18 protein-coding genes are annotated in these 26641 nt (G+C 72.7%); 11 read left to right on the top strand and 7 right to left on the bottom strand.

The window, feature by feature from the left end; all coding sequences use genetic code 11:
- From WME95_RS33250 to WME95_RS33260, 3 genes are all read left to right on the top strand, one after another.
- Positions 1–1602, top strand: coding sequence for a protoglobin domain-containing protein (locus WME95_RS33250; protein WP_437903362.1), 1602 nt, complete (start codon positions 1–3; stop codon positions 1600–1602).
- Positions 1603–1677: 75 nt separating this feature from the next.
- Positions 1678–2118, top strand: coding sequence for a response regulator (locus WME95_RS33255; protein WP_437903364.1), 441 nt, complete (start codon positions 1678–1680; stop codon positions 2116–2118).
- A gap of 155 nt (positions 2119–2273) precedes the next feature.
- The gene (locus WME95_RS33260) at positions 2274–3668 is read left to right on the top strand and encodes a sigma-54-dependent transcriptional regulator (RefSeq protein WP_437903365.1); all 1395 of its coding nucleotides are present in this window, start codon (positions 2274–2276) and stop codon (positions 3666–3668) included.
- Positions 3669–3893: 225 nt separating this feature from the next.
- On the opposite strand, the gene WME95_RS33265 is transcribed toward WME95_RS33260, so the two are convergent.
- The 3 genes from WME95_RS33265 to WME95_RS33275 form a co-directional block, all read right to left on the bottom strand.
- A complete protein-coding gene (locus WME95_RS33265) occupies positions 3894–5012 on the bottom strand; it encodes a branched-chain amino acid aminotransferase (RefSeq protein WP_437903367.1) in 1119 nt (372 codons plus the stop codon).
- A 165-nt stretch (positions 5013–5177) separates the two neighbouring features.
- On the bottom strand, positions 5178–5831 hold the full coding sequence (locus tag WME95_RS33270; RefSeq protein WP_437903369.1) for an MBL fold metallo-hydrolase: 654 nt from the start codon (positions 5829–5831) through the stop codon (positions 5178–5180).
- A gap of 167 nt (positions 5832–5998) precedes the next feature.
- On the bottom strand, positions 5999–7288 hold the full coding sequence (locus WME95_RS33275) for a hypothetical protein (protein ID WP_437903370.1): 1290 nt from the start codon (positions 7286–7288) through the stop codon (positions 5999–6001).
- A gap of 849 nt (positions 7289–8137) precedes the next feature.
- On the opposite strand from WME95_RS33275, the gene WME95_RS33280 reads away from it, so the two are divergent.
- Positions 8138–9226 (top strand): serine/threonine-protein kinase, encoded by a 1089-nt coding sequence (locus WME95_RS33280; RefSeq protein ID WP_437543176.1) that lies wholly within the window; start codon positions 8138–8140, stop codon positions 9224–9226.
- A 40-nt stretch (positions 9227–9266) separates the two neighbouring features.
- Here the strand turns inward: WME95_RS33280 and WME95_RS33285 are convergent, their stop codons facing one another.
- Positions 9267–11144 (bottom strand): amidohydrolase family protein, encoded by a 1878-nt coding sequence (locus tag WME95_RS33285; RefSeq protein WP_437903371.1) that lies wholly within the window; start codon positions 11142–11144, stop codon positions 9267–9269.
- Between the two features lie 1186 nt (positions 11145–12330).
- Between WME95_RS33285 and WME95_RS33290 the strand changes: the two genes are divergently transcribed.
- The 5 genes from WME95_RS33290 (at position 12331) to WME95_RS33310 (ending at position 19048) form a co-directional block, all read left to right on the top strand.
- Complete coding sequence (locus WME95_RS33290) at positions 12331–14478, top strand: TOMM precursor leader peptide-binding protein (RefSeq protein ID WP_437903372.1); 2148 nt, start codon at positions 12331–12333, stop codon at positions 14476–14478.
- Positions 14479–14489: 11 nt separating this feature from the next.
- Positions 14490–15263, top strand: a complete 774-nt coding sequence (locus WME95_RS33295) for a SagB/ThcOx family dehydrogenase (RefSeq protein WP_437903373.1) — start codon at positions 14490–14492, stop codon at positions 15261–15263.
- 31 nt (positions 15264–15294) lie between these two features.
- Positions 15295–16332, top strand: a complete 1038-nt coding sequence (locus tag WME95_RS33300) for a TOMM precursor leader peptide-binding protein (RefSeq protein ID WP_437903375.1) — start codon at positions 15295–15297, stop codon at positions 16330–16332.
- Positions 16333–16515: 183 nt separating this feature from the next.
- Positions 16516–18030 (top strand): protein kinase domain-containing protein, encoded by a 1515-nt coding sequence (locus tag WME95_RS33305; RefSeq protein WP_437903376.1) that lies wholly within the window; start codon positions 16516–16518, stop codon positions 18028–18030.
- Positions 18008–19048 (top strand): hypothetical protein, encoded by a 1041-nt coding sequence (locus WME95_RS33310; protein WP_437903378.1) that lies wholly within the window; start codon positions 18008–18010, stop codon positions 19046–19048. The genes WME95_RS33305 and WME95_RS33310 overlap by 23 nt, the downstream gene beginning before the upstream one ends.
- 109 nt (positions 19049–19157) lie before the next feature.
- Here WME95_RS33310 and WME95_RS33315 read toward each other — a convergent pair whose 3' ends face one another.
- The gene (locus tag WME95_RS33315) at positions 19158–20624 is read right to left on the bottom strand and encodes an OmpA family protein (RefSeq protein ID WP_437903379.1); all 1467 of its coding nucleotides are present in this window, start codon (positions 20622–20624) and stop codon (positions 19158–19160) included.
- 20 nt (positions 20625–20644) lie between these two features.
- Complete coding sequence (locus WME95_RS33320; protein ID WP_437903380.1) at positions 20645–21898, bottom strand: hypothetical protein; 1254 nt, start codon at positions 21896–21898, stop codon at positions 20645–20647.
- Between the two features lie 530 nt (positions 21899–22428).
- On the opposite strand from WME95_RS33320, the gene WME95_RS33325 reads away from it, so the two are divergent.
- Positions 22429–24930, top strand: coding sequence for a M1 family aminopeptidase (locus WME95_RS33325; RefSeq protein WP_437903382.1), 2502 nt, complete (start codon positions 22429–22431; stop codon positions 24928–24930).
- 107 nt (positions 24931–25037) lie between these two features.
- Complete coding sequence (locus WME95_RS33330; RefSeq protein WP_437903384.1) at positions 25038–25652, top strand: hypothetical protein; 615 nt, start codon at positions 25038–25040, stop codon at positions 25650–25652.
- A 213-nt stretch (positions 25653–25865) separates the two neighbouring features.
- Here WME95_RS33330 and WME95_RS33335 read toward each other — a convergent pair whose 3' ends face one another.
- Complete coding sequence (locus WME95_RS33335; protein ID WP_437903385.1) at positions 25866–26528, bottom strand: hypothetical protein; 663 nt, start codon at positions 26526–26528, stop codon at positions 25866–25868.
- Between the last annotated feature and the right edge of the window lie 113 nt (positions 26529–26641).

Here is a 26641-nt window from a genome sequence, read left to right on the forward strand (position 1 = left end):
GTGCCCGCGCAGGAGACGCTCTTCGACGAGATCAAGCGGTACGTCCGCTTCAGCGAGCAGGACGAGCGCTGGCTCGCCGTGCTCCGCGCGCACGCGGAGCCGCACTTCCCCCGCATCGCCGACGAGTTCTACGATCGCATCCGCGAGCACGAGGGCGCGCACGACGTCTTCACCGGCGAGGAGCAGGTGGAGCGGCTCAAGCGCTCGCTCGTCCGCTGGATGACGCGCATCTGCACGGGGCCCTACGACGGCGCGTACTTCGAGGAGAGCGCGAAGATCGGGCGGATCCACGTCCGGGTGGGCCTCCCCCAGCGGTACATGTTCACGGCGATGACGCTCATCCGGCTCGCGTTCCACGAGATCGCCCAGGGCGCGCTCGGCGCGGAGGTGATCCCGGTCAGGGCGGCGGTGAGCAAGGTGCTCGATCTCGAGCTCGCCATCATGCTCGAGACGTACCGCGACGACTTCCTCGCGCGCGCGCAGCGCGCCGAGCGCCTGGACCGCGAGGAGGTCGGCCGCACGCTCGCGCGCACGGAGCACCGGTACAAGAGCGCGGTCGAGCTGGCCCGCGTCCTCGTCGTGGGCCTCGACGCGCACGCGATCGTGCGGCTCTTCAACCGGGAAGCGGAGCGGATCACGGGGCTCGCGCGCGAGGACGTGCTCGGGGTGCCGTTCGTCGAGGCGCTCCTCCCCGAGGAGATCCGCGCGGATCACGGCGCGCTGGTGGAGGACGTCGCCGCTGGCCGCCGCCCCAGCGTCGATCTGCTGGAGAGCATCGTGCGCACGCGCGCCGGCAAGATCCGCGATCTGCGCTGGCAGCTCGCGTACGCCCCTTCCGCGGCCGACGACGAGGTGGTGCTGTTCGCGATCGGGCAGGACACGACCGACGAGAACGCGCTCGCCGCGCGCGTGCGCCAGAGCGAGAAGCTCGCCGCGGTGGGGACCCTCGCGGCGGGCCTCGCGCACGAGATCAGGAACCCGCTGAACGGCGCGCAGCTCCACGTGACCTTCCTCGAGCGGGGGCTCGCGCGCGCCGGCCTGAAGGACCCGGACACGCTGGAGGCGATCCAGGTCGTCCGCGACGAGATCCGCCGCCTCTCGGCGCTCGTCAGCGAGTTCCTGGACTTCGCCCGGCCGCAGCCGCTGTACCTCCGGCCGACGCCCGTCGTCCCGCTCTGCGAGCGGGCGGCGCGCGTCGCGGCGTCGTCGGACGGCGCCGGCGCGCAGGCCGCGGTGAAGGTCGACCTGCCCTCGACCGACATCGTGCTCGACCTCGATCCGGCGAAGATCGAGCAGGTCCTCTTGAACCTGCTCCGCAACGCGATCGAGGCGGTGGACGCGTCCGGAGGCGGCACGGTCACCCTCCGCGCGCGGCGGCAGCCGCGCCACGCCGTCGTCGAGGTGGAGGACGACGGCCCCGGGATCGCGAGCCCTGACGCGCCGATCTTCGATCCGTTCTTCTCGACGAAGCCGAACGGCACCGGGCTCGGGCTGGCGATCGCTCACCGCATCGTCACCGATCACGAGGGGACCATCGAATTCCAGAGCCGCCCGGGGAAGACGCTCTTCCGCGTGACGCTCCCGCTGCGCCGCTCCGGCTGACCTCCGCCGCTCTCCTGGCTGGCCGCGCGCGGCGGCGGCCCGAGGGCTGGCACGCAACTTGGTAGAGATCCGGGCGTGGAACCGCGCAGCACCGAACAACCGCTGATCCTGCTCGTGGACGACGACGTGCAGAGCGCTCGCCTCCTCGAGCGCCTGCTCGAAGAGGACGGCTTCCGGGTGGAGCTGGCCACGAACGGCGCGCTCGCCATCGCGCGGCTGTCCCGCCGCCCGATCCCGGACATCCTGGTGACCGATTTCCGGATGCCCCACGCCGATGGAATCGCGGTCGCGCGCTACGCGAGATCGCTCCGGCCGGATCTCCCGCTGTTCTTCTTCACCGGGTACCCCGACCTCGTGGCGCGCCTCGGGCGAGGGCTGGAGCCCGCGGCGGTTGTGCACACGAAGCCGATCGACTACATCGCCCTGAGCGACGAGCTCCGCGCCACCGCGGACGCGGCGCTCGCCGACGCCTCGCGCGCCACGCGGCCGAGCTCCCCCTTCCCTCCCCCGGCCTGATCGGGGGGCGCGCAGGCCCGGCGAACGGCTTGCGCCCGCGTGCAACGGCTGCGGCGCCCGCCGCCTGCCCCGGCGCGGCCCTCCCGCCGGCCCCCTGCCGCCGCCGAACGAGTGTCGCAGCGCCTCGCGGACACGGTATGTTCGGAAGGAACGATATGAACGCTGAGAAGAGGCAGAGCTCGAGGGTGCTCGTCGTGGACGACGAGGCGAGCGCGCGCTCGGGGCTGGAGAAGCTGCTGCGCCAGGAGGGTTATACCGTCGACGCGGCGGCGGACGGCGTCGAGGCGATCGAGGTCGCGGCGGAGCGGCCGCCGGACGTCGTCATCACGGATCTGAAGATGCCCAGGATGGATGGGGTGGCGCTGCTCGGGAAGCTGCGCGAGCAGGATCCGGCGCTGCCGGTGATCGTCGTCACCGCGTTCGGGGACGTGACCTCGGCGGTGCTGGCGATGCGGGCGGGGGCCGAGGATTACCTGACGAAGCCGGTCGACTTCGACGCGCTCCTCCTCACGCTGGAGCGCGCCCTCGAGCGGAGCGCGCTCCGGGTCGAGGCGGAGAACCTCCGCCGGCAGCTGCGAGAGCGCCAGGGCGAGGGCGTGGAGGGGCTCATCGGGACGAGCCCGGCGATGCAGAGGGTCTACCGGATGGCCCGGCAGGTGGCGGGCGCGCGGGCGACGGTGCTCATCACCGGCGAGAGCGGCACGGGCAAGGGCGAGCTCGCGCGCGCGATCCACGCGAAGGGCTCGCGCGCCAAGGGGCCCTTCGTGACGCTGCACTGCGCGGCGCTCGCGGAGTCCCTGCTCGAGAGCGAGCTGTTCGGCCACGAGCGCGGCGCGTTCACCGGCGCCGACAAGCGGCGCATCGGGCGGTTCGAGCAGGCGCACGGCGGGACGCTCTTCCTCGACGAGGTCGGCGAGATCGCCCCCTCGACGCAGGTGAAGCTGCTCCGCGTCCTCCAGGAGAGGACGTTCGAGCGCGTCGGCGGGAACGACTCCGTGACCGTCGACGTGCGGCTCATCGCGGCGACGAACCGCGATCTCGCGGCGGCGGTGCAGGAGGGCCACTTCCGGGAGGACCTCTACTACCGGCTCAACGTCGTCCACATCGACATGCCGCCGCTGCGCATCCGCGACACCGACGTGCTGCTCCTGGCGAATCACTTCCTGCGCCGGTTCGCGGCGGAGAACCACCGCAAGATCGAGGGGTTCACCGACGAGGCCCGGGCGAAGCTCATCGCGCACCGGTGGCCGGGGAACGTGCGGGAGCTCGAGAACGCGATCGAGCGGGCGGTCGTCCTGTGCGACGACGCGCGCATCGACGCGGAGCACCTCCCCATCGACGCCGCGCCGGTCGCCAAGGGGGCCCTGCGGATCCCGGGCGCCACCATGGCGGAGATAGAGCGCTATGCCATCCTGTCGACGCTCGAGGCGACGAACGGCTCGACGACGCGCGCGGCCGAGCTCCTGGACATCAGCATACGCACCATCCAGTACCGCCTGCACGAATACGGGCTGACGGCGAAGTCCAAGCGCCCGCCAGCGGCCCAGTAGAGCGGTTTTCGCCCCCCTCTGCACCATGCCGAGCAGAGCGGCGGTCTCCCTCTGCACCATGCCGAGCAGAGCGGCGGTCTCCCTCTGCACCATGCCGAGCAGAGCGGCGGTCTCCCGCACAGGAGACGGGCCCAGATCGGCGTTTTCGGCGCGGAAGCGCACTCCGGTGCGCTGAGCACCGAAAACGCCGAGGTGGGCCCGTATCCGAAGCGGGTGACCGTCCGCTCAGACCACGTCGTGCATCCAGCTGTGGCGATCGGGGGCGAGGCCGTGCTGGATGTCGAGCAGCGCCTCGCGGAAGCGCGCCGCCACGGGGCCCGTCTCGTTGTTGTGGATGGAGAAGGTCCCCTCGCGGGACTTCACGGCGCCGATGGGCGTGATGACCGCGGCCGTCCCGCACGCGAACGCCTCGGTCATGCGGCCCTCGCGCACCGCCGCGCGCCACTCGTCGAAGGTGACCCTGCGCTCCTCCGCGGCATAGCCGAAATCCCGGGCGAGCTGGATGATGCTGTCGCGGGTGATGCCCGGCAGGAGCGTGCCTGTCAGCTCGGGGGTCACGATCACGGGGCGCCCCCGCTCCTCGTAGACGAAGAAGATGTTCATTCCCCCCATCTCCTCGACGACGCTGCGCTGGACGGCATCGAGCCAGACCACCTGCGCGCAGCCCTCGGCCGCGGCGTTCATCTGCGCGAGCAGGCTCGCGGCGTAGTTGCCCGCGAACTTGGCCGCGCCCGTGCCGCCCGGCGCCGCCCGGACGAAATCCTCCGAGATCCAGACCGTCACCGGCTTCACGCCCTGAGGGAAATACGCGGCCGCAGGCGACGCGATCACCAGGAAATCGTAGTCGCGCGACGCCCTCACCCCGAGCGCCACCTCGGTGGCGAACATCAACGGTCGGATATACAGGCTCTCGCCCACGGGCGAGGGGACCCATGCGCGATCCTGGCGGATCAGGGCGTCGACCGCGCCGACGAACAGATCAACCGGCATCTCCGGCATCGCCAGCCGGCGGGCAGAGCTATTGAAGCGGCGCGCGTTCGCCTCCGGCCGGAACGTCTTGATGCGCCCGTCCGGCTGCCGATAGGCCTTGAAGCCCTCGAAGATCGCCTGACCGTAATGCAGCACCATCGCCGCAGGATCGAGCGTGATCGGCGCGTACGGCCGGATCTGCCCCCGGAGCCAGCCCCTGTCCGCCGCGTATGGGATCACGACCATGTGCTCCGTGAACACGCGCCCGAAGCCAGGGTTCTGCATGCGCTGCGCGCGCTCCGCGTCGCCGAGGGGATGCGGCGTGGCTAGGATCTCGAGATCAACCTTCGTGGCAGGCGCGCTTTCGGTGCTCATCGTGCTCGACTTCCGCGGCGGACAGCGGTCGACCCGGCTCGAGTGGGCCGACGCGCGTCATCGTCGCGCGGCATTTTTCGAAAGAATCCTGACGGGATGCAAGCACTTTCTCGCGAGAAAGCACCGCGGCGACGTGTACAAGCGAGCGCGCGAGCGAGCGGCGCGTCACGACCGCAAAAAGGGATTCCTGTCGCGCTCCTCGCCGATCGTCGTGGAGGGGCCGTGTCCGGTAACGACCCGGGTCGACGGATCGAGCGTGAGCAGCTTGCCCCGGATGGAGGAGACGATCGCCTGCGAGTCGCCACCCCACAGATCGGTCCGGCCGATGCTGCGCCGGAACAGGGTGTCCCCCGTGAACGCGACGGCGCCCGTCTCCGCGAGCACCAGGAACGAGACGCTGCCCGGCGTGTGCCCCGGCGTGTGGAGCACGTGCAGATCGAGCCCGCCCGCCTTCACGACCGCGCCGTCGTTCAGGTCGCCGTCGACCTCGCACCGCTCCGGCAGCGCAATGCCGAGCATCGCCGCCTGGACGGGGAGCATGTCGTAGAGGAAGCGGTCGGCCTCGTGAATGCGGGCCGCGGCGCCGGACCAGCGCTGGAGCGGCGCCGTGGCGCCCACGTGATCGATATGGGTGTGCGTGTGCACGATGGCCGCGACCTTCGCCCCGGCCTGCTCGACGCGCGCGCGGATCTTGTCGAAATCGCCCCCGGGGTCGATGACCACGGCGCCCTTGCTCACGGGGTCGACGAGGATCGAGCAGTTGCACCCCAGCGGACCGACGGAGAACGTCTCGAGCAGCACAGGGCGAGCTTGTAGCACGCGGAGCCCCGACCTCCACGCGCGACATCGTCGGCGAGGCGGCGCCGCGAGCGCCGGTCGAGCACCGCCCGGAGCGCGCGGCGCCGCGGCGCTGAAGGACGCGCGGGACGTCGGCTCCTCGCGGACCTCGGGTGCTCGATCCCGCGCGCGCTGGCCGCCCGCGACCGCTACTTCGGGGCGCTCACGATGGTGCCGTTCGTTCCGAGCCCGTTGGTCCAGTAGACGCGCGTCGCGTCGAGGGCGATGCCGTAGGGCGAGGGCTCGCCGGCCGCCACGGCCCCGATGATGCCGTTCGGCAGCATCCTCATGACGTTCGGTGAGGTGGGGTCCGCCCAGTAAACGCCCGTCGCATCGGCGGCGATGCCCCTCGGGTTCCCCTGGCCGCTCGCGATCACCGTGGGCTCTCCGCCGGTCTTGGCCACCCGCATCACGTTGCCGGTCCTGCTGGTCGTCCAGTAGACGTGCGTCGCATCGACGGCGATCTCGCGCACCTGGCCTTGATCGGCCGCCAGCGTGGTGAACGGGCCTTCGCCCGTGGAGCCCTTGGGCGCGGACATCACCATGCCGCGCTCGTCGCGCACGGTCCAGTAGACGTGCGTCTCGTCGACCGCGAGGGCGTGGGTCGTCCCGCCCCCGTCCGAGATGACGGTGAACGGCCCGTTGCCGTCCGAGTCCTTCCGCGCGCGGACCACGGAGCCGCCCTCCTCGCGGTTGGTCCAGTAGACGAACTCCTCGTCGATCGCGATGCCGAACGGATCGGGCTGCCCTGCGGCGATCGCGACCGGCGCCTCCTGGCCGCCGACCCGCGCCCTCATCACCTGACCGTCGCTCTCGCCGGCCACGCCCTGGTTGGCCCAGAAGACGTGGGTGGCGTCGGCCTTGATATCGGCCGGCTGGACCTGCGCGGTGGCGATGTTGATCGCGACGGCTTCGCCCTGCGTCCATTGCCTGACCACGCCCTGCTCCCCGTTGGTCCAGAACACGACGCCGTTGGCGATGGCGAGGTACAGCGGATCCCGCTGGCCCGAGATGTGGATCGAGGTGCGGATGCACGTGCCGTCCCGGCAGGTGCCATCGCAGTCGACGGGGCAAGTGCCGCAATGGAGGGCGTCGTTCGTCACGTTGACCTCACAGCTGTTCTCGGCATCCGCGTCGCAATCGACGTAAACGTCCCCGCAGACCGGCGGCTCGTCGATGATGGGCCCCACGCCCCCGCTCCCGCCGCTCCCCGCGGTCGCTCCGCCCACGCCCGGCTCGCCCCCGGTGCCCTGGCCGCCCACGCCCGCCGCGCCTCCCGTGCCCGGCGCGCCGCCCTCGCCTCCTCCCGCGGAAGCCGTGGTCCCCGGACCGGACCCGCCGGCAACGAAGAGGTTCGACGCCTCAGGCGTGGAGCAAGCTGCCACGGCGAGTCCGGAAACGAGCCCGAGGAGAACGGTGCGACGCATTGTGCTGTGCATGGAAACCTCCACCCATACAGGCTACACGAGCCTGTCGAAGAAACGCATCTGTGAACTTGATGTGTTTTCAACCCTAGTTCGTCCGCGCACGACCGGGCACGCCTCGTGCGGATCCGGAGGCGGATGACGCCGATGCAGCGGGCGAGGGCGCTCGTGGCAGGACAGCAGGCTCGACCCCGGCGCGCGCGGGCGTGCGGGCGCGCTGGCTCGGCCGCCCCGCGCGGGCGCGCGCGGCTGGAGCTCCGGCAATGTCGCTGGATCTACCGACAAGTGGTCGCGCTCCGCCGGCGACGGGCGAGCGCCGCCCAGCGCGCAACGGGCTCTCGCCACGTCGGGGCCGCGGGCGCGACTCCGCACCTCGCGCGGCCGGCGCTCCCGTCGCGCGGCCGTGAGGCACAGGCGATGAGGGGTCTCCGCACGCCCCGGCCGGAGACACGATGAGGCAGCGCCATCAGCGCAGGAGACGGCGCAGCCCGGCGACTCACGATCACGGCGGAGCGGTGGAATCTCGAGAGAGCGCGCGCGGCGGCGGCGGCGGGCGCGATCTCCCGAAGGCCGCTCGGGAAGCCTGGCTCACGCGCGCTTCGTGAGCTCCAGCCTCGGCGCCGCCCGCCCGCTCCCTCACGAGCGCCTCGCCCCCGCGCCCAACCGGGAAGATGGCGCTGGGCGCGCAGGGGCGCTACCCTCCGGACGCCGCGTGTGTGAACGTACGATGTCATCCAGGGTGGATCCGCTGTTCCGCCGCGTGGCGCGCGGTCACGGGGGAGCGCGCGGCGCGGCTGTGCGAGCCCTGCGCTGCGGCCTCGTCGACGACGCCGCGCGCGGGGCTCGGCCTGGAGGCGCGGCAGCATGAGCGAGTCCGTGTTCATCGCGGGAGGCCAGGCGAGCTCCGCGGCGCGAGAGCGCGCGATGACGTTCGTCGGGCGCACGCTCGTCCACCGCTATCGCCTCGAGGAGCTCGTCGCGATGGGCGGCATCGCCGCCGTCTTCAGGGCAAAGAAGCTCGCGACCGGCGAGGACGTGGCCGTCAAGGTGCTCCACCCGGACGCCGAGGAGCTGCCGGAGCTCATCGAGCGCTTCGAGCGCGAGGCGCTCGCCGGTCGCCACATCTTCCACCCCAACGTCGCGGCGGTCTACGAGATCAACCAGCTCGACGACGGCGCGTGGTTCATGGTGATGGAGTTCATCCGCGGCATCACGCTGCGGAAGCTCATCGACCAGGGCCCCGTCCCGCCGCTGCGCGCGGCGAACATCGCGCGCCAGCTCGCGAGCGCGCTCAACGCGGCGCACGACTTCGGGATCGTGCACAGGGACGTGAAGCCGCTCAACGTCATGGTCCTCGACGGGCCGGAGGAGCGCGTCCTGCTCATCGACTTCGGCCTCGCCAAGGTGCCGATCGAGCAGTTCTCCATCACCGACGACGGCTCGCGCCGCTCGCTGACGAACGCCGGCGTGCTGCTCGGCACGGTGGCGTACATGGCGCCCGAGGCGGCGCTCGGCATGCGCTCCGTCGACCGGCGGGCCGACCTCTACGCGCTCGGGGTCATCCTCTACGAGATGCTCGCGGGCAAGCACCCCTTCACGGCGGTCGAGCCGTCGGCGCTGTTCGCGCAGCACCGGTCGGCCGTGCCGCCGCCGATCGCCGAGCGCTCCCCCGGCGTCGTCGTCCCGCCCGCGCTGGAGGCGGTCGTGATGCGCCTGCTCGCCAAGGACCCGGACGACCGCTTCCCCCACGCGCGCGCCGTGCTCGTGGCGCTCGACGCCGCCGTCCAGAAGATGAGCGCGCCCGACAGCGGCATCGCCATCGCCGCCCCGTCCAGCCTCCGGGCCGCGGCCAGCTTCATCGAGCGGCGGACGTCGCGGGCCGTGATCGCCGGCGCAGGCGTCGTGTTCTTCACGATCGGGAGCGTGATCGCCTGGCTGCTCGCGTCGCGCTGAGCGCGCGCGGCGCCATCGCGCGCCCGGCGTCGTCGCGCGCTCAGCGGCGCCCGGCCGGCTCGCAGGTCCCCACGGGGAGCCCCGCGAGCGCGCTGTGATCCGCGCACCGCTCGCCGCTCGGGCACGGCGCGGCGCGCTCGCCGCGCGGATCGCAGAGCGCTCTGCAGGTGTTCGAGGGGTCGCAGATGCTGCCGGGCGCGCACGCGAACGACGCGTCGCACGGCTGCCCGTCCGAGCCCGCGCCCGCGTTCCAGCACGACGTCGAGCCGTTGCCCCAGAACACGCAGGCAGCGCCGTTGTCGCAGTCCTGCGCGAAGAGATCGCAGCCGTCGCCGTCGATGCAGGCCCCCCTCGTGAACGAGCCGCCATCGAGGAAACACGCGCTCCCCGGCGCGCAGTCCGAGGCGGCTCTGCAGGTCGCGGCGCAGACCTGGGCCGGGTTGCACGACTGCGCGGGCGCGCACTCCGACGCGGCGAGGCACGTCTCGCCGGGGCCGGCGCCCGTCCTGGGCTCCCGCGCGAGGCCCGTCTTGCGCGGCAACGCGAGCGCCTCGCGATCGAGGAGGACGCCCGACTTGTAGACGCGCGACACGCGCTCGAGCGCGCGGACGTCGGCGAGCGGATCGCCGTCGACCACGAGCACGTCCGCGAGCGCCCCTCGCTCGAGGCGCCCGAGATCGGGCCGCCCGAGCACGTCCGCGGCGCGGCGCGTGGCGGCGGCGAGCGCCTCGAGGGGCGACATCCCGGCCTCGACGAGGAGCGCGACCTCGCGGCGCAGGCTCAGCCCGTGAAAGACGCCCGGGTTGCCGGCGTCGGTGCCGGCAGCGATGGTGACCCCCGCCTGGTAGCAGGTGACGAGGTTCGCGATCGCATGGTCGCGCCGCCGCTTCACGAGCTCCAGGAAACGCGCTGTCCTGAGCTCCGCGAGCAACGAGGGGTCACGCAGGGCCGCGATCACGCCGGCCGGCACGTCATCGACGAGGGCGGGGTCGTCGAGCTCGGCCAGCGCCCCGTGGGCCGTGCGGTACAGGCCGTCCGCCACCGCGAGCGTGGGGACGACGACGGCCCCGGCGGCGGCCATCCTCCGCGCGAGGTCTGCTGAGATCGGGTCCTCGTCCGGGACGTGCGCGAAGAGCGTCACGCCGCCGTCGAGCGCGGCCTCGATGTCCGAGGCCGCCGTCGCGTGGGCGATCACCCGGACGCCCGCGGCCGCGGCGGCCTCCTGGATCGCCGCCACGGACGCGCGCGTCAGGCGCGGCAGCGGGAGCGATCCGCCCCCCTCGAGCACGATCTTGATGAAATCGGGGGCCCTCGGGAGGAGCGCCTCGACGGCCTTGTCGACGTCGGCGGGCGAGTCGATGAAGACGCAGTAGTCGCCGGGCGGGCTGCCTTGATAGCAGGGGTGCCCTCCGGTCGGCGTGAGCAGGGGCCCGGCGGCGAAGAGCTGCGGCGCGAGGAGGTCGCCGGCGTCGATGCGCGATCGCTGCTCGAAGATGACGTGCTGGGATGAGCCGAGGTCGAGGTACGAGGTCACGCCCGCCCGGAGCATCGCCTTCGTGTGGTCCTCGAGGTGGAGGTCGCCGTCATAATAAGCATAGGGCCCGGCGACGCTCAGCGAGTGGACGTGGAGATCGATGAGCCCGGGGAGGACCGTCTTGCCGGCGACGTCCACCACCTCGCCGCCCCCGGCCTCGACGCGGGGCTCGGCGTCGCCGAAGACGACCTGCTTCACCCTGTCGCCCTCGATCACCACCGTTGCCCTGGCGGCGCGCGTGCCGTCGAACACCATGCCTCCCTTCAGCACGGTGCAGCCCGCACACCCCACCTCGGCCGCGCTGGGCGTCGAGGGGCTCTCCGCGACGCCGCAGCCCACGAGCCACGTTGACGCAGCGACGAACCACAAAGCGAGACGACCCATCGCAAGTCCGAGCGAAGTACGGCGCATGACACTCCGTTATCGATGGGCGCCAGGAGCACCCGAGAAGCGGCAGACCGCGTACCGGACACAGCGCACAAAAGCAATCGAATGAAGCGGCGCGCACGGCGCGGTGCACGCGCGCCCGCAGCGTGCCGCGTTATCCAGGATTGTTCGTATCGAGGCGGGCGGCTCGAGCGAGGCGCTCTGTCCCCGACGGCCCCTGGGCATCTCCGGCCCGAGCGGAGGACGGCTCCAGATCGCAGGCGAGCTTGACAGACGGGCCTATCCCGGAAGTCCAGCCGCCCGGGCACACGGAGGGAACGCAGGGAGTCACGCTCGATGTTGTTCCGGCCTTCTCTGCTGCTCCGGCGGCGATCCGGGTTACCCGGAAGAGCCACCGGTGTGGGGCGAGCGCGAGAAAGGAGCCCGCGGGCGCCCTCCTTTGGCGGCGGCATCTCTCGCACTGTCCACGGATCGGGGCGCCCTGGAATGATAGGGAGTCCAACCGAGCTTCCGTCGCGCGGAGACGAACCACCGTATTGACGAAGACCCTTTGCGTGCCTCACCTACCTGTGGGAGGCTCTGCGATGAGTGATCCGAAGATCGAAAACAATTCTCCGAAAGATCTGGACGTTACTGTGAAGGAGCTGCGCAACGCCATCGATGATTTGTCGACCAGGCTGGACGACATGGCAACAGCGACTCCGGCCAACTACAACTGCGGCGGCTGCGGCGGGTGCGGCGGCTGCGGCGGGTGTCGTTGCGGCGGGTGTCGTTGCGGCGGGTGCGGCGGCTGTCGTTGCGGCGGTTGCGGCGGCTGTCGTTGCGGCGGCTGTCGTTGCGGCGGCTGTCGTTGCGGCGGCTGTAGCTAGCCCTGAGGCCGGCGAGGCCGAGCGATAGAGCCCTGGAGGGAGACGAGGAGCGCGAGAGTTCGAAAAGGCACCTTCCCGTCTCCCCCGGCTCACCACGATCGCGCGACGGCGCGCGGTCTGAAAGACACCTTCCCGTCTCCCCCGGCTCACCACGATCGCGCGACGGCGCGCGGTCTGGTGAGATCTCGAGTCTCTTCTCTCCTTCGCTTGCCGGGGCACAGCTCCCCGAGCACCGGGATTGGACCTCTTTACCGAAGGTGCAGGACGGCCGCTCGCCGGAGCGCCGCCGCGCTGCGCTTTCCTGGAGATCTCGCGTGGCCACTCAACTGCCCAGCTCAGCGACCACCGCTCCCGCGCTCGAGGGGACCGCCCCGCCTGCGCCGGCCGAGGCGCGCGAGAAGCTCGCGCGATCACGCGTCCTCATCGTCGGGCTCGAACCGTGGGGCGTCATCGCGGCGACCGAGCTCGCGTGTCTGGGCGTCGGCGCGCTCCACGTCCTCGACGACAGGGAGGTCACGGCCGACGATCTCGGCCCCTTCGCCGAGGCGGATCTCGGAGAGGATCGAGCGCGCTCGCTCTCCACGGCGCTGTCGCGGCTCGCCCCCGGCTGCGCGGTCACGCCCGGGACGCTGCTCGCCGCCGCGAAGCGGCCGATCGTCCAGGAGGACACCGGCTGGGACCTGATCCTCGCCTGCGTCTCCGGCGATGATCTCCTCGTCCTTCAGGGCGTCGCCCGCTTCGCTCACGCGGCGTCCGTCCTGTCGCTCAGCGCGCACCTCGAGGGGCTCGAGGCGGTGATCGGACCGGCCGTCGTGCCGGGCGAGACCGCGTGCTGGGACTGCTGCCGCCTGCGGAGGCTCGCTCTCAGCAATCAGCCAGAGGCGGATCACGCGCTCCACGCGTCGCTCCTCGCCGCGCGCCCGGAGCGCCGCGGGCGCACCTACCTCGCCCCGATGCCGGCGTTCCTGGGCCACGCCGTCGCGCTCGCGGCCGTCGATCTGCTGGTGAACCGAGCCGCCTCGCGGCTCGCGGGACGGTTCATGGTCCAGGGCCTCGTCGACCCGGAGGCGTCGCTCCACGCCGTCCTGCAGATGCCCTGGTGCGCGGTCTGCGGCGGCGCCGCCGAAGCTCTCCGCACCGGAAGCGCACGTCGGGGCTCGAGCGCACACCTGCGCGACGCACCCGACCCCGCGGCGCTCCGGCGGATGCTCGCCGGCGTCGTCGACGCGCGGGCGGGCATCGTCCACCGCCTCATGCTGGACGCGGCGAGCCCGGCGCTCGCCCCTGAGGCGTGCGTCACGGCCACGGCGCTCCTCGGCGAGTACACCGACGGCTCGCCGCACGCCCACCGCTCGCGCGAGCCGCAGGCCGGCATCGGGAAGGGCGTCACGGCCGTCGAGGCCCTGATCGGAGCGACCGGCGAGGCGGTCGAGCGCTACTCTGCCGAGCTCGTCGACCGAAAGCAGCTCCTTCGCTCCTCGGTCGCCGGAATGAAGGGCGACTTCATCGCGCCGGAGCAGCTCTGTCTCTACAGCGAGGAGCAGTATGCAAAGCCCGGATTCCCCTACGCGCGGGTCGATCCGGCCGCGCCCATCGACTGGGCCCTCGGGCGCTGGATGGACACCGGCGCGCCCGTCTACGTTCCGGCGCTCCCGACCTACTACGGCTACTGCTCAGGACACCACGCCCACTTCTGCCAGGTGACCTCGAACGGGCTCGCCGCGGGCGCGACGCTCGAGGGCGCGTCGATGGGGGCCGCGCTCGAGCTCATCGAGCGCGACGCGTTCATGATCTCGTGGCTCGCTCGCCGGCCCGGGCGGCGGATCTTGCCCGACGACTCGCTCGACCCCGAGCTGCACGAGATAGCGAGGCAGCTCGAGGAGCGCGGCGCGAGGATCGAGCTGTACCTGCTCGACGCGGGCGTCTCGGTCCCCGTGGTGATGTGCGTCGGTTACGGCGACGGCAAGCGCTGGCCCGGCGCGGTGGTCTCGATCTCCGCCCACCTGAGCCCCCTCACCGCGATCCGGAAAGCCATCCTCGAGCAGGGCCAGATAGGCAATTACGCCTTCCGCCTGATGACGGGCGAACACGTCGCCATCCCCGAGCGGCCGGAGGACGTGCTCACGCTCGAGGATCACGCGGTCTACTACCTCCCCCCGAGCCGCGCCGCGGCCTTCGCCTTCCTCCGCCGGGGGAGCATGGTGACCGCCGCCGAGCTCGAGGAGCCCGAGGAGGTCTCGCTGTCCGAGCTCACCCGGCGTGTGCAGGCCGCGGGGCTGCGCATCGCGATCGTGGACGTGACGTCGCCCGACCTCGCGGTGACCCCGTTCCGTGTCGTCCGGGCGCTCGGGCCCGCTTTCCAGCAGATCCATTTCGGCCACCAGCTCGCTCAGCTCGGTAATCCGCGCCTCCGTTCGATGACCCCCCACGGCATCAACCCTGACCCTCACCCGATGGCCTGAGAGAGGACACCATGGCAAGGAGCAAAGAGGCGGACATTGCGCGGCTCTATCATCTCCAGTCCTCCCACGTGAGGTCGCGACCGCTGGAGCCGCCGTTCGACGGGGATCTCCAGCCGCTCAACTTCCGCACCTACGCCGGCTCGGCGCGCACGCCGCTGCCCGGGCGCGATTTCGCGATCGACGCCCCGCTCGGCGCGGTGATGGAGCAGCGGCGGTCGCAGCGCGAATTCGCCCTCAGGCCGATGTCCATCGAGGCGCTCGGGCGGCTCCTCCACGCGAGCTACGGCGTCCGTGGCACGCGAAACGTCGAAGGGGCGTGGACCTGCGATCGCCCGGCGCCCTCGGCCGGCGGCCGGTATCCGCTCGAGATCTATGTCGCGACGCAGGCCGTCGATGGGGTCCCGGACGGCCTGTACCACTACGACCCCCGTGCGCACGAGCTCGAGCTCCGCCGGGAAGGCCGCGCGCACGCCACGCTCGTGGATCTCACGGCGGGTCAGGACATGATCCTGAACGCCAATGTCGTGGTCATCATCACGGCGGTGCCGTTCCGCACGATGTGGAAATACGGCCAGCGCGGATATCGATTCCTGTGGCTGGACGCAGGGCACCTGGGCCAGAACCTCTATCTCGTCGCGACGGCCATGGGCCTCGGCCCGGTGGCGATCGGCGGTTTTTACGATGAGGAGCTCAAGGCCTTCCTGGCGCTCCCGGCGGAGGAAGACACCCTGTACATCGTCTGCGTCGGTCAGCCCGCGCCGGCCGGGGGCCGGAGCGGGCCTTAGCGTGCCTGAACCAGAAGCGTCGGAGAGCACCATGCCCAGCATTCGACTCAGCCGCTCGGCCAGCATCACGCCCACCGACGTGGGCGTCATCCTCCGCTCCGATCTCGGCACCTTCCAGCTCACCGGCCTGGACGTGAGCGCGTTCGTCGAGCGGATGGTGCCGCTGCTCGACGGGTCGCGCGACCGGGAGGCGCTCGTCGAGGCGCTCGCGGACTACTCGCGGCAGAGCGTGACGGCGTTCCTCGACCTGCTCGAGGCGCGCGGGCTGGTCGAGCCGGTGCCCAGAGGGGCGCCGTCCGGCGACGGCGAGCGCCTGCACGGGCAGCGCGAGTTCCTCCGCAAGTGGTCGTCGGCCCCGGAGCAGGCGGCGCAGCGGATCGCGAACGCGCGCGTGCTCGTGGTGGGCCTCGAGCCCTGGGGGGCCTCGGCCGCCCTGGCGCTCGCGGGGGCGGGCGTCTCCGCGCTCCGCCTGATCGACGGCGGCGCCGTCGGCACCCGCGACGTCGCGGTCGTCCGCGCGCGGGGGGAGGCGGCGCTCGGCGCGCCCCGCCGCGGCGCCGTGGCCGCGCTGATCCGCGAGCACGCGCGGCTCTGCCGGGTGGACGAGAGCTCCTCCGCAGCGCTGGAGGGGGACGACCTCCTCTCGCCGAAGGGGCGCCCTCACCTCCTCGTCGCGGCGGTGCGCGGCGACGACGCGGAGCTCCTGGAGCGCGTCGCGCGGTTCGGCCATCGCGCAGGGATCGCCTCGCTCTTCTCGCACCTCGCGGGGACGACGGCCGTCCTGGGCCCGCTCGTCTTCCCGGGGAAGACGGCGTGCCGGATCTGCGCGACGACCGAGGCGCTGAGCCCCTCGCCCGCGGCGCGCTCGCTGGCCGAGCCCGCGCCGCACGCCGGCACGATGGGCCAGCTGCTCGGCCACCTCGTTGCGATGGAGGCCCTCAAGGTGCTCTCGGCGTACACGCCCTCCAGGCTCGGGGGCAGGTTCCTGATCCAGGACCTCGCGACGCTCGAGACATCGCACCACACGCTCGTGAGGTTGCCCTGGTGCAAGGTGTGCGGCGAGGGATGACGCGGGGCTGGAGGTGCTCTAGCCTGCGGCCGTGAAGAGGCCTCCCCTTCCAGCCGCCTCCCGCATCGCCGGCGCGCCCGCCGCCGGCGCCCCCCGGCAGCCGGACCGCCGGGCGGTCCTCGACCGGATGGACGCCTCGCGCGCGCTTTCGACGCCGCGCGCTCATGGCCCGGGCCTCGCGCGATGATCGGTCGAACCCTCGACGACCGCTACACGATGCTCCGGCTGCTCGGCCAGGGCGGGATGGGCGCCGTCTACGAGGCCCGGCACGCGGGCACCGGCCGCCGCGTCGCGGTGAAGGTCATCCTCGGCCAGGCCGCGGACGACGAGCTCGTCCGCCGCTTCCAGCGCGAGGCGCGCGCGGTCGGCGCGGTCGAGTCGGAGCACATCGCGCAGGTGTTCGACACCGGGCGCGACCGCGAGACCGGCGCGCCGTACATCGCGATGGAGTTCCTCGAGGGCGAGGACGTGCAGGCCCTCATCGAGCGGCTCGGCCCGCTCCCGGTCGATCTCGCGCTCCGCATCGGGCTGCAGGCGTGCCTGGGGCTCGAGCGCGCGCACGAGGCCGGCATCGTCCACCGCGACATCAAGCCGGCCAACCTGTTCCTCGCGAAGAAGCAGGGCGGCCAGCGCGTGATCAAGGTGCTCGACTTCGGCGTCGCCAAGGTGACGGACAACAGCCTCGGGAACGGCGGGATGACGAAGAGCGGCGCGCTCCTCGGCTCTCCCCTCTACATGTCGCCCGAGCAGGCGCGCGGCAACGGCGCCATCGACGCGCGCTCGGACGTCTGGTCGCTCGGCGTCAGCCTGTACCACGCCCTCTCGGGCCATCGGCCCAACGAGCACCTGACCGGCCTCGGAGAGCTCGTCCTGGCCATCTGCACGACCCCGGTGCGCTGGCTCCAGGAGATCGCGCCCTGGGTGCCGCCGGAGGTCGCCCGCGTTGTGCACCGGGCGCTCGTGATCGATCCGGCGGGCCGCACCGCGAGCGCCGGCGAGCTCGCGGCGGCGCTGCGCGCGTTCCTGCCGGGCGGCGAGGCGATCGTCGAGGCGATGCTCGTGCCGCTCGACCCCGCCACGCGCGCGTCGCGCGCGTCGTTCGGCGCCGTCTCGGCCCCCCAGCACGCCGCGAGCGCGCCGTTCGGCGCTGCGCTGACCCCGCCGCGCGGGTCGTCCGCGCCCTTCGAGGCCGCGGGGCGCCCGTCGGGCGGGCCATCCGGACCGTATGCGCTGTCGGCGACGGCGCCAGCCACGAGCGTACGGCTGTCGAACCGCCCCGAGCGTCCGGCGTCGCGCCCGCCCGTCGCCCTGATCGCCGGCGGCGTGCTGGCCGCCGCGCTCGCGGGCGGGGCGGGCGTCTACCTGGCGGTGCGCAGCGCGCCGCCGGCCGCGCCCGCGCCGTCGGCCGAGCCGGCGCCGCCTGCGCGCGCCGAGGCCGAGCCGCCTCCGTCCGCCGGCGTCGAGGCCAGGCCGGCGCCGTCCGCCAGCGCCGAGCCGCCGCGCGCCGACACGCCCGCGGATCCGCCGGCCGCGGCCTCGTCGATGCCCGCGGCGCTGCCCTCCGCCACGACGACCGCCCGCGCCGCCGCGTCGGCGCCGGCGAGCGGCGTCGCTCGACAGCCCGCGCCGAGGCCGTCCGCGCCCAGGCCGCCCCAGAGGCCCCCGAGGAATGACGATGACGAGACATCGAGGAAATAGCCGCCGCGTCGCGTGGTGTGTCGCCGCGCTCCTGTCGCTCTCCGCGGGTGTCGCCCGCGCGGAGCCGTCGGCGGACCAGGCGGCCGCGGCCGAGGCGCTCTTCCGCGAGGGGCGCGATCTCGTCGCGCAGGGCAAGCTCGCCGAGGCGTGCCCCAAGTTCGCGGCGAGCCAGCGGCTGGACCCGGGCTACGGCACCCAGTGGAACCTGGCGGACTGCCTCGAGCGGCTCGGCCGCAGCGCGAGCGCCTGGGCGGCGTTCCGCGAGGCGGCGGACATGGCGAGCCGGTCCGGCCAGGCGGACCGCGAGGCGAAGGCGACCCGCCGCGCGGCCGATCTGGAGAAGAAGCTCGAGCGCCTCGCGATCACGGTGACCACGCCGGCGGACGGCCTCGTCGTGAGGCGCAACGGCGCGGTCCTCGACGCCGGCGCGTGGGGCGCGCCGCTCCCGGTCGATCCGGGCAAGCACCGCGTCGAGGCGACCGCGCCCGGCAAGAGGCCGTTCTCGGTCGAGGCGCAGACCGCCGGCCCCGGCCAGGTCGTCACCGTGGAGGTCCCGCCGCTCGAGGACGACCCCGCGGCGACCGCAGCGACCCTGCCGCCCGGCGGGCAGCCCGGGCCGCTCGCCGCGCCGCTCCGGCCGGCCGCGGGCGGCGACGGGGACGGCGGCGCGGACACCCGCCGCACCCTCGCCTTCGTGGCAGGCGGCGTCGGCGTCGCCGGCGTCGTGACCGGCTCGATCTTCGGGCTCCTCGCCGGCTCGCGCTGGAACGAGGCGCAGGATGATCATTGCCGGACCGAGACGCTCTGCGACGCCCGCGGCGTGGCGCTTGTCGAGGACGCCAAGAGCGCCGCGAAGCTGTCCACCGCCGGCTTCATCGTCGGCGGGGTCGGGCTCGCGGCCGGCGTCGCGCTGTTCGTGACGTCGCTCGGCGACACGGAGCCCGCGGCGGCGCGGATCGTTGTCGCGCCTGCCGTCGGCACGACCGGCGGCGGGCTGGCGATCCACGGCCGCTTCTGACGCCCGGCAGCGCCCGGCGCCACGGCGCGCCGCCGCGGCGGCCGGCCCTGCCGCGGGCCGGCCGCGGTGCCCGGGAGGGCGCGACGCGCCGCTCCCGGGCGAGCGCGCCTCACTCGTCGATCACGAACTCCACGCGGCGGTTCTTCGCCAGGCTCGCCGGGTCGGTGCCCTCGGCCACCGGCCTGTCCGACCCGAAGCCCTCGGCCGTGAGCCGGCCCGGGCTGACGCCCTTCTGGATCAGGTACTTCCGGACCGCCTCGGCGCGCTGCTCGCTCAGCTCCTGGTTCAGCTCGGGCGTGCCGGTCTCGTCGGTGTGCCCCTCCACCCGCAGCCGCTCGATCTCGGGGTTCGCTTTCATGACGAGCGCCACCTGATCCAGGGTCCTGTACGAGTCCGGCTCGAGCTCGGCCGAGCCGGTCCGGAAGCGGATGGTGTCCCGGATCACAAATTCCCCCTCCTCGTAGGCGACCCGCGGCTCGCCCTTGTCGGGGCAGCCGTCGTCGTCCTCGACGCCGTTGATCGTCTCCTTCTCGTCCGGGCACTCGTCGTCCGCGTTCGGCACGCCGTCGTGATCGTCGTCGGCGTCCTCCTCGGGGCAGCCGTCGCTGTCGTAGTCGGCGTCGCGATCCTCCGGGACGTCGGGGCACTGGTCGCGCTCGTCGTCGACGCCGTCGTGGTCCCTGTCGTGCGAGGTCGGCGTGTACTTCACGCCCGCGAACACGCGGAAGATCGGCACGCCGTAGCCGGCCAGCGCGCCGATCCCCGGGCCCGCTGTGATCTCCCACTCCTCGCTCGGGTTGATCTTCACGTAGCCGAGCGCCTCGAGCGGCGTCTCTTCCTCGTCGAGGTTGTCCGCGGCGATGCCGATGCCGCCGTTCGCCTCGGCGCCGATCTCGACCTTCCCGTCGATGCCGCCGAAGCGGTAGCCGAGCGCCGCGGCGTACGTCAGCTCGCTCGCCGCCTCGACGTTCGAGTACGTCGTCCCCTCGCGGATCGCGACGCCCGCGTTGACGCCGAACCTGAGGCCGGGCGCGAACCGGTGATCGAGCACGATGCGCGGCCAGAACACGACGTTGCGCGCGCCGCCCGCGAAATCTCCTGTGTGCGTCGGGACGCGCAGCTCGGCCACGAGGCCGAGGCCGATGGAGTCGCGGTCGTCGAGCAGGCGCAGCTTCGGCACGAGCCGGATGTCGCCGAGGCCCGCGAACGACGGAGAGCCCTCGCCCGACTGCGCGAGGAAGAACGGGATGTCGAGGCCGAGCGCGAACGGCTCGGCGATCGTGACCGACGCCATGAGATCGGCGCCCAGGCGGCCGCTCACGATCTGGCTGCGCACCTCGCCGTCGCCCGTCGCGACGATCAGCGGGTTGCGGGCGTAGTTCAGGAACAGCCCGAACGCCCATGGATCGCCGGGCTCGCGGACGCCGGAGCCCTCCGTGACGACGAAGGCGTCGTGGGTGACGGCCGGCTTGAAGCGCTCGACGTCGATGTCCGTGCTCTGCGCCGACGCGGGGGTCGCGGCGGCGAGGACCGCGCAGACAGCGCAGGTGATGGCGGCGAGGATCGGTGCGCGCATGGTTCTCCTCTTCATCGGCTTCATCGGCCGGCTCCGGGTCCGCGGCGCGGGCGCCTCCGCAACCGGAGCGCGAGCCCGCCGGCGGCGAGCAGCGACAGGGCTCCCCCTCCGTACGGCGCGGGCCCCGCCGCGCAGGCGCAGGCGCCGCCCTGGACCGCATCGCCCGGCATGAGCTCCGGGCCGCCCGCGCCGCTCGACGCCCCGCCGTCGACGCAGCGCCCGGTCGGCGCGCAGCGCAGGTCCGCGCCGCACTCGGACGCGCTTGGCGAGCACGGGCCGCACTGCCCGCTGACACACACGAGGTCGCCGCACTGGGCGTTCGACGTGCAGGTGTCCCCGGGCGTGGGGACGCACCGGTTGTCCGCGGAGCAGTCCTCGTCCGCGTCGCAGTCGACATCGTCGACGCACGACACCGGCAGGATGCAGTCGCCGTCCACGCAGATGCCCCTGCCGGCGCAGTCCGCGTCGCGCGTGCAGCCGGAGGGCGGGACGATCACGTCGGGCACGCGGTCGCCGTCCGCATCGCCGGCCACGCACGGCGCGGAGAGGCCGATGTCGAGATCGCCCGGCCCGAGCGCCGCCGCGTCGTTCACCGACCGGAAGTACAGGTTCGCCTCGCACGCCACGCCGACGCCCACGAGGTCGAGCGCGATGGATGCCTGCGCGTACCCCCGCGTCGGGTCGTTGATCAGCAGGGGGTCGAGGTCCGTCCCTGCCTCGGTCGCGACCTGCGCTCCCGTCACGTCGACAGGCTCGTACCGCCCCGACGCCCCAGCGAAGGACCAGACCCTCACGAGCGTGCCGTCGCCCTTCACGCCGAGCACGACCTCGTAGCCGCCCGGCGACTCGTCGTTCGTGAACCGGTCGTCGATCCCCGCCGTCGCGGCGGTGCCGCCGGTCTGCCGGTTCCTGTCGGTGTCGATGAACACGAAGAGCGTCGTCTCCCCGCTGATCGCGGCCGTCTCCGACACATACCCGCGCACCCAGAACCGCCCATCGGCGGCGACCGCGTACGCGGAGCGGAAGTCGATCGATCGCTCCGGCGTGTCGAAGGTCTCGCCGTCGCCCGCGACGTCCTCGTCGCCGTAGGGCCACCGCGGCTCCCCGGTCCTGTCGATCGCGACGATCTCGTCGAGCAGCGGCGTCGTCCGCCCGCCCGTCCACGTCTGAGCGGACGAGCTCCTCGGAACGAGCGCGACGCCGAGCGCCGCGCCGACAGCCAGCGGCGCGACCCACGAGCGCCCCCGCGCGCACCCATCTTTGTGTTGTGCCATGGCGGGGAGCATCCTCGCACAGGTCGCCGCAACCCTTACAAATGAAAGGCGATTCGCGCCCAGAGTGCGCAAGGGTGCGCGCCTGCAATACCATGCATCCACACCTCCGTTCGCGCGCGAGCGGGGAGCGGGAGAGGCGCTCACCGTCGATGCGATGTCGATGCGCTCACCCTCCTTGCCGACTGGGCAGCTGATCATCGCTCCTTCTCCCTCCCCGCGCGCATGAGCGGAGCGCGGAGAGCACGGTAGAGCACGGCAGAGGGCGATCGCGCGCGCCCGAGGCGCGGCCTCCACGCGCGGCGCCCCGGAGCGTCGAGCGACCGTGACGCGGGCGACCGAGCGCCCCTTCTTTTCATCACCGAGCGGCTCGCCGTGGCCTCCGGCGCGATCACATGGCTTGGCCACGCGCCCGGGTTCTGTAACTGTCCCGCGGTCAGTTACGCGTCGCTGCGCCGCCGTGGGCTCGGGGGGTCCGAGCGCTGGCGCCTGGCCTCGCGAGATGAATCCCTCTTCCGATCGAAGGAACCGCGATGCACTGCACACTCCAGAAACACCGCCCCGGAGCGCTCCGCGTGGCTTGCCTGCTGCTTGGGTCGCTCGCCGCCGCGTGCTCGGACGAGGGCCCGGCGCCGCTCGCGGGGAGCGCGTTCGACGTCGAGCGTTACGACCTCCGGGGCGAGTTCGACTGGGAGCGGAGCCGCCTCGTGGCGACGCTGGGCCTCACGCTGTCGCTCACCGGAGACGGCCCGAGGGCGGTGGTCCTCGACAGCGCCGTCGCCGAGGTGAAGGAGGTCCGGCGGAAGGGCGGCGGGGCGCTCCCGCACGCGCTCGATCGCGAGCGCCAGGGGCTCGCGATCGACCTCTCGAGCGAGCCCGAGGCGATGAGCGGCGCGCCGATCGCGCTCGAGATCGACTACGAGGCGCTCTCCGGCGACGCCCTCCGCGCGGTGCCGGCGCGCATGGGCGATCCGGTCGCCGTGCGCGCCGTCTACACGGTGTCGGAGCCGCTCGGCGCGTCGCGGTGGATGCCGTGCCACAACGCGCCCTCGGACCGGGCCATCTTCTCGATCGCCATGCGCGTCGACGGCGGCGAGGCGCTGATCGCCAACGGCGATCTCGTCGGCGACGAGGATCTCGGGGCGTCGGGCCACCTCGTCCGGTACGAGACCGCCTACTCGCTGCCGCCCTACCTCATGGCGTTCGCGATCGGCGACTTCGAGGTCGAGCGCGGGACGAAGGGCGATCTCCCCATCGCGGTCTGGCACCGCCGCGGACTGCCGGGCGATCACGGCAGGATGGTGGACGAGCTCGCGCGCGCCATCGGCCGCTTCGAGGAGCTGCTCGTGCCGTACCCCTTCGAGAAGTACGCGCTCGTGCTCCTGCCGGACTTCTCGGTGGGCGGGATCGAGCACGCGAGCATCAGCTTCCAGCGCGAGGAGCGGAGCACGCAGCCCGCGCTCGCCTCGGATCTCCTGCTCACGACGCACGAGCTCTCGCACCAGTGGTTCGGCGACCTCGTGACGGTGGAGAGCTGGGACGACCTCTGGATCAAGGAGGGCATGGCGACGCTGCTCGAGCAGGAGGGCGTCCGCGTCTACACGGACGAGAGCGGCGCGGGGACGCTGAACGGCGACGAGCTCGGCCCCCGGGACGGCGACGCCGTCCGCGATCCGTCGCTCGCGCCGGGCGAGAAGTACACGAGCGGCCCCTACGGCCGCGCCGCCTGGCTGCTCACCCAGATCCGCAGCCTCGCCGGCGAGGAGGCGTTCTGGTCGGCGCTCCGCGGGGTGCTCGAGGAGCGCCGGTTCGGGACCATCGGCACGGACGCGTTCCTCGACGCCTTCGCGCCGGCGCTCGGCCCGGAGGCGGCTGCGCGCGCGCGGCGCGCGGTCGTCGCCAAGGCGCTCCCGTGGCTCACGGTCGACCCCGCGCCCTCCGGCGGAGCGTTCGTGACGGTGCACGACCCGGAGGGCGCGCTCGTCGCGCCCCTGGAGCTCGCGTGGGTGGCCGGCGACGGCCCGACCCGCGTGCAGACGCTCACGCCCGGCGAGCGCGTCGAGGTCGCGCCCGCGCGCCCGGGCGAGCTCCTCGTCGTCGATCCCCAGGACCGCCACCCCGAGTGGGCCTTCCTGACCACCGATCGCGATCTCGAGGCCTACGCCGCGACGCTCGCTCCGCGCCGCGTCCCCGCGGACCCCGAGGGCGTCTCGCGCTTCCTCGACGTGGGCGGCGCGCACCAGCTCGCCGCGCTTCAGGACGGCCTGCCCGAGGGGCTCGCGCCCGAGGAGTTCGAGGCGTTCGTCGAGGGCCTCGACGGCGAGGCGGCCCGGGCGGTATCGCTCGCCGCGGCGTGCGACGTCGCGTGCGTGCCGGGCCTCGACGCCGACGTCCGCGGCGCGTGGTCGAGCGTGCTCACCGGCCTCTTCGCTGGAGCGCCTCACAGCTACGGCCTCGACTACGTGGGAAGCTACGCGTCGTGCAGCGCCGTCGTGTCCCCCGAAGCGCTGTTCGCCGAGGACTGGTCCGCGCTCGAGACAGGGCTCGCCTCGGGCGGCGTCTCCGACGTGCGGCTCCAGTACCTGTCCAAGTTCAAGCTGCCGCCCGAGGCGGCGCTCCGCACGTGGGGCAGGGTCGCGCAGATGGCGAGCTCGGTGCGCGCGCGCGTGCTCGCGATCCGGCACCTCGCGACGTACGTGGACGGGCTCGACCCGGCTGTCCTCTCGGTCTTTCGCGCCTTCTTCGCCGGCGTGCTCGGCGCGACCGATGTCTCGGATGTCCTCGCCGCGGATCTCCGCGCCGTGGTGGCCTCCGCCGCGCCCACGGCGGCCGGCAACCAGGGAGCGCTGGACGGCCTCGCCCGGGTGCTCCGCTCGCCTGCGGCCCGCTCGGCCCACCCCGCCGCCGTCTGCGCGGCGTTCGCGCTGACGAGGGGTGACGAGCAGGCTTTCCGCCGCTTCGCCGCGGGGATCGAGGGCGCCGACGTGACGGACACCACGGCCGAGCTGCTGCGCTCTCCCGTCAATTGCCTCTGACGCGCGCTCGCCGCGACATCCCATCTCGCATCTCCCGCCGCCGGCCTCGCTCCAGGGCGAGGCCGGCCCTCTGCGCCGCAGCCGAACGCTGCTATGCTCCGCTGCCCATGTCGGAGCTCGTCCAACTTCTTCGCCAGAACGCCCCGATAGCTCGTATCGCCGAGCACCTCGATGGCCTGACGCACGAGGAGCGCCGCAGCGCCCTGTCGACCACGACGCGCGCGGATCAGCGGGCGCTCTATGCCGCCGCGAGCCACGCCCCCCCGATCACGCTCGACTTCTTCGTCCCGGACGGCACCCCGCCCCGCGTGGCGGTTCATCACGAGGGCAGGAACAGCCTTCCTCTCCCGCCCACATTCCGCTTCTTCGAGAAGCGTTTTGCCTTGCCCGAGGACGGCAGCGCTCGGCTCTTCGGTTACAACGAGGGGCTCACGCGTCCCTGGGTTGGCCCGGGCTTCTTCGTCGCGGTCCCGACGGCCGGCAATCCTGCGTGGCAGGAGCGTGGCGCCATCGTGATCGACTACTTCCAGGTCCCTGACGGCCCCGTACCTGACGGCTGGCCCCGGGTCGTCCCCAACAGCAAAGGACTCCAGTTCTTCGTCTACAACGGAACCCGTGATTTCATGCGTCGGGTCTCGAAGGACGTGTCCATCGGCGCGGCGTTCAAGGGCGAGCGCTCGCTCGACCATTACTTCACGCTCTGCCGCTCGCCGTCCGCGTAGAACGCCGATCAGCTTGGCGACCATAAAATGGGACGCCAAAACACGCCAGAAGACGCCAAGAAAACAATAAATTCTGGCGTCTTCTGGCGTGTTTTGGCGTCTTCTGGCGTCCCAACTTCTCGCTGTTTGCGTGCGGCTTCAACCCGTTTGTCGCTCTAGCCGTTCCTCTCCAATCGTATTCGCCCCCTTTCCCCACCGAGGACGCCCTGCCCCCTAGTTTGGCTGGGGCCCCCCTCCCAGCCGCGACAGCATCCCCTTTCGCAGGAGCCCCACCTTGTTCCGCATCGCGGTCACCTGTTGCCGCATGCCGTCCGCCTGCTCCGCGAGGTCGACGATCCCCGCGGCCGTCGCCGCCTGGGCGAGGGCGCGCGCCTCGTCGGCGAGGCGCCCCATTCTCCCCTCCACCTCGTCCATCGCCGCCACCACCTCGTGGATCTGCTCCGGCGTCGTCGCATCCCGCTGGCGCGCCGCGGTCTCCTGCACCAGCTGGTTGATGCTCCGCCCCTCCTCCCCGAGCGCCGCGAAGCGCTGGAACAGCTCCCCGAGCTGCTCCGCCCGCCGCTTGATCTCCTCGCCGCGCGCCGCGAGCGCCGTGGCGGTCGCCTCGTGGCGATCCCGCGCCGCCGCGATCGCCGCGATGAGCGACCCGAGCGCCATGCTCACGCGCTGCTGCGCCTCGGCCGCCTCGGTCGTCGACTTCGCCGCGCGCTCGATCCCCTTGCGGGTGTCGAGGGAAAGCCGCCGCGCCGACTCCGCGAGCTCCTCGAAGCGGACGAGCTCGCGCTCGAGCGCATGCGCCGCTTCCGCGAGCTCGCCCCCGCCCTTGCCGTGATCGTCCTTCCCGCCCCCGCGACCGTTCTTCTCGCGCTTGTTCACGTCACACTCCCTGCGCTGCCTGTCCCACCTCCTGGGAGGCCCCGCCGTTTCGCCTGCTGGCGATGTTCGGACCGGTGTACTGTATCAAAACGGCGGCTCGTACGTCGGACGCA

Origin of the sequence: Sorangium sp. So ce327 (assembly GCF_051530205.1) — a bacterium.
Lineage (GTDB): Bacteria > Myxococcota_A > Polyangia > Polyangiales > Polyangiaceae > Sorangium > Sorangium cellulosum_B.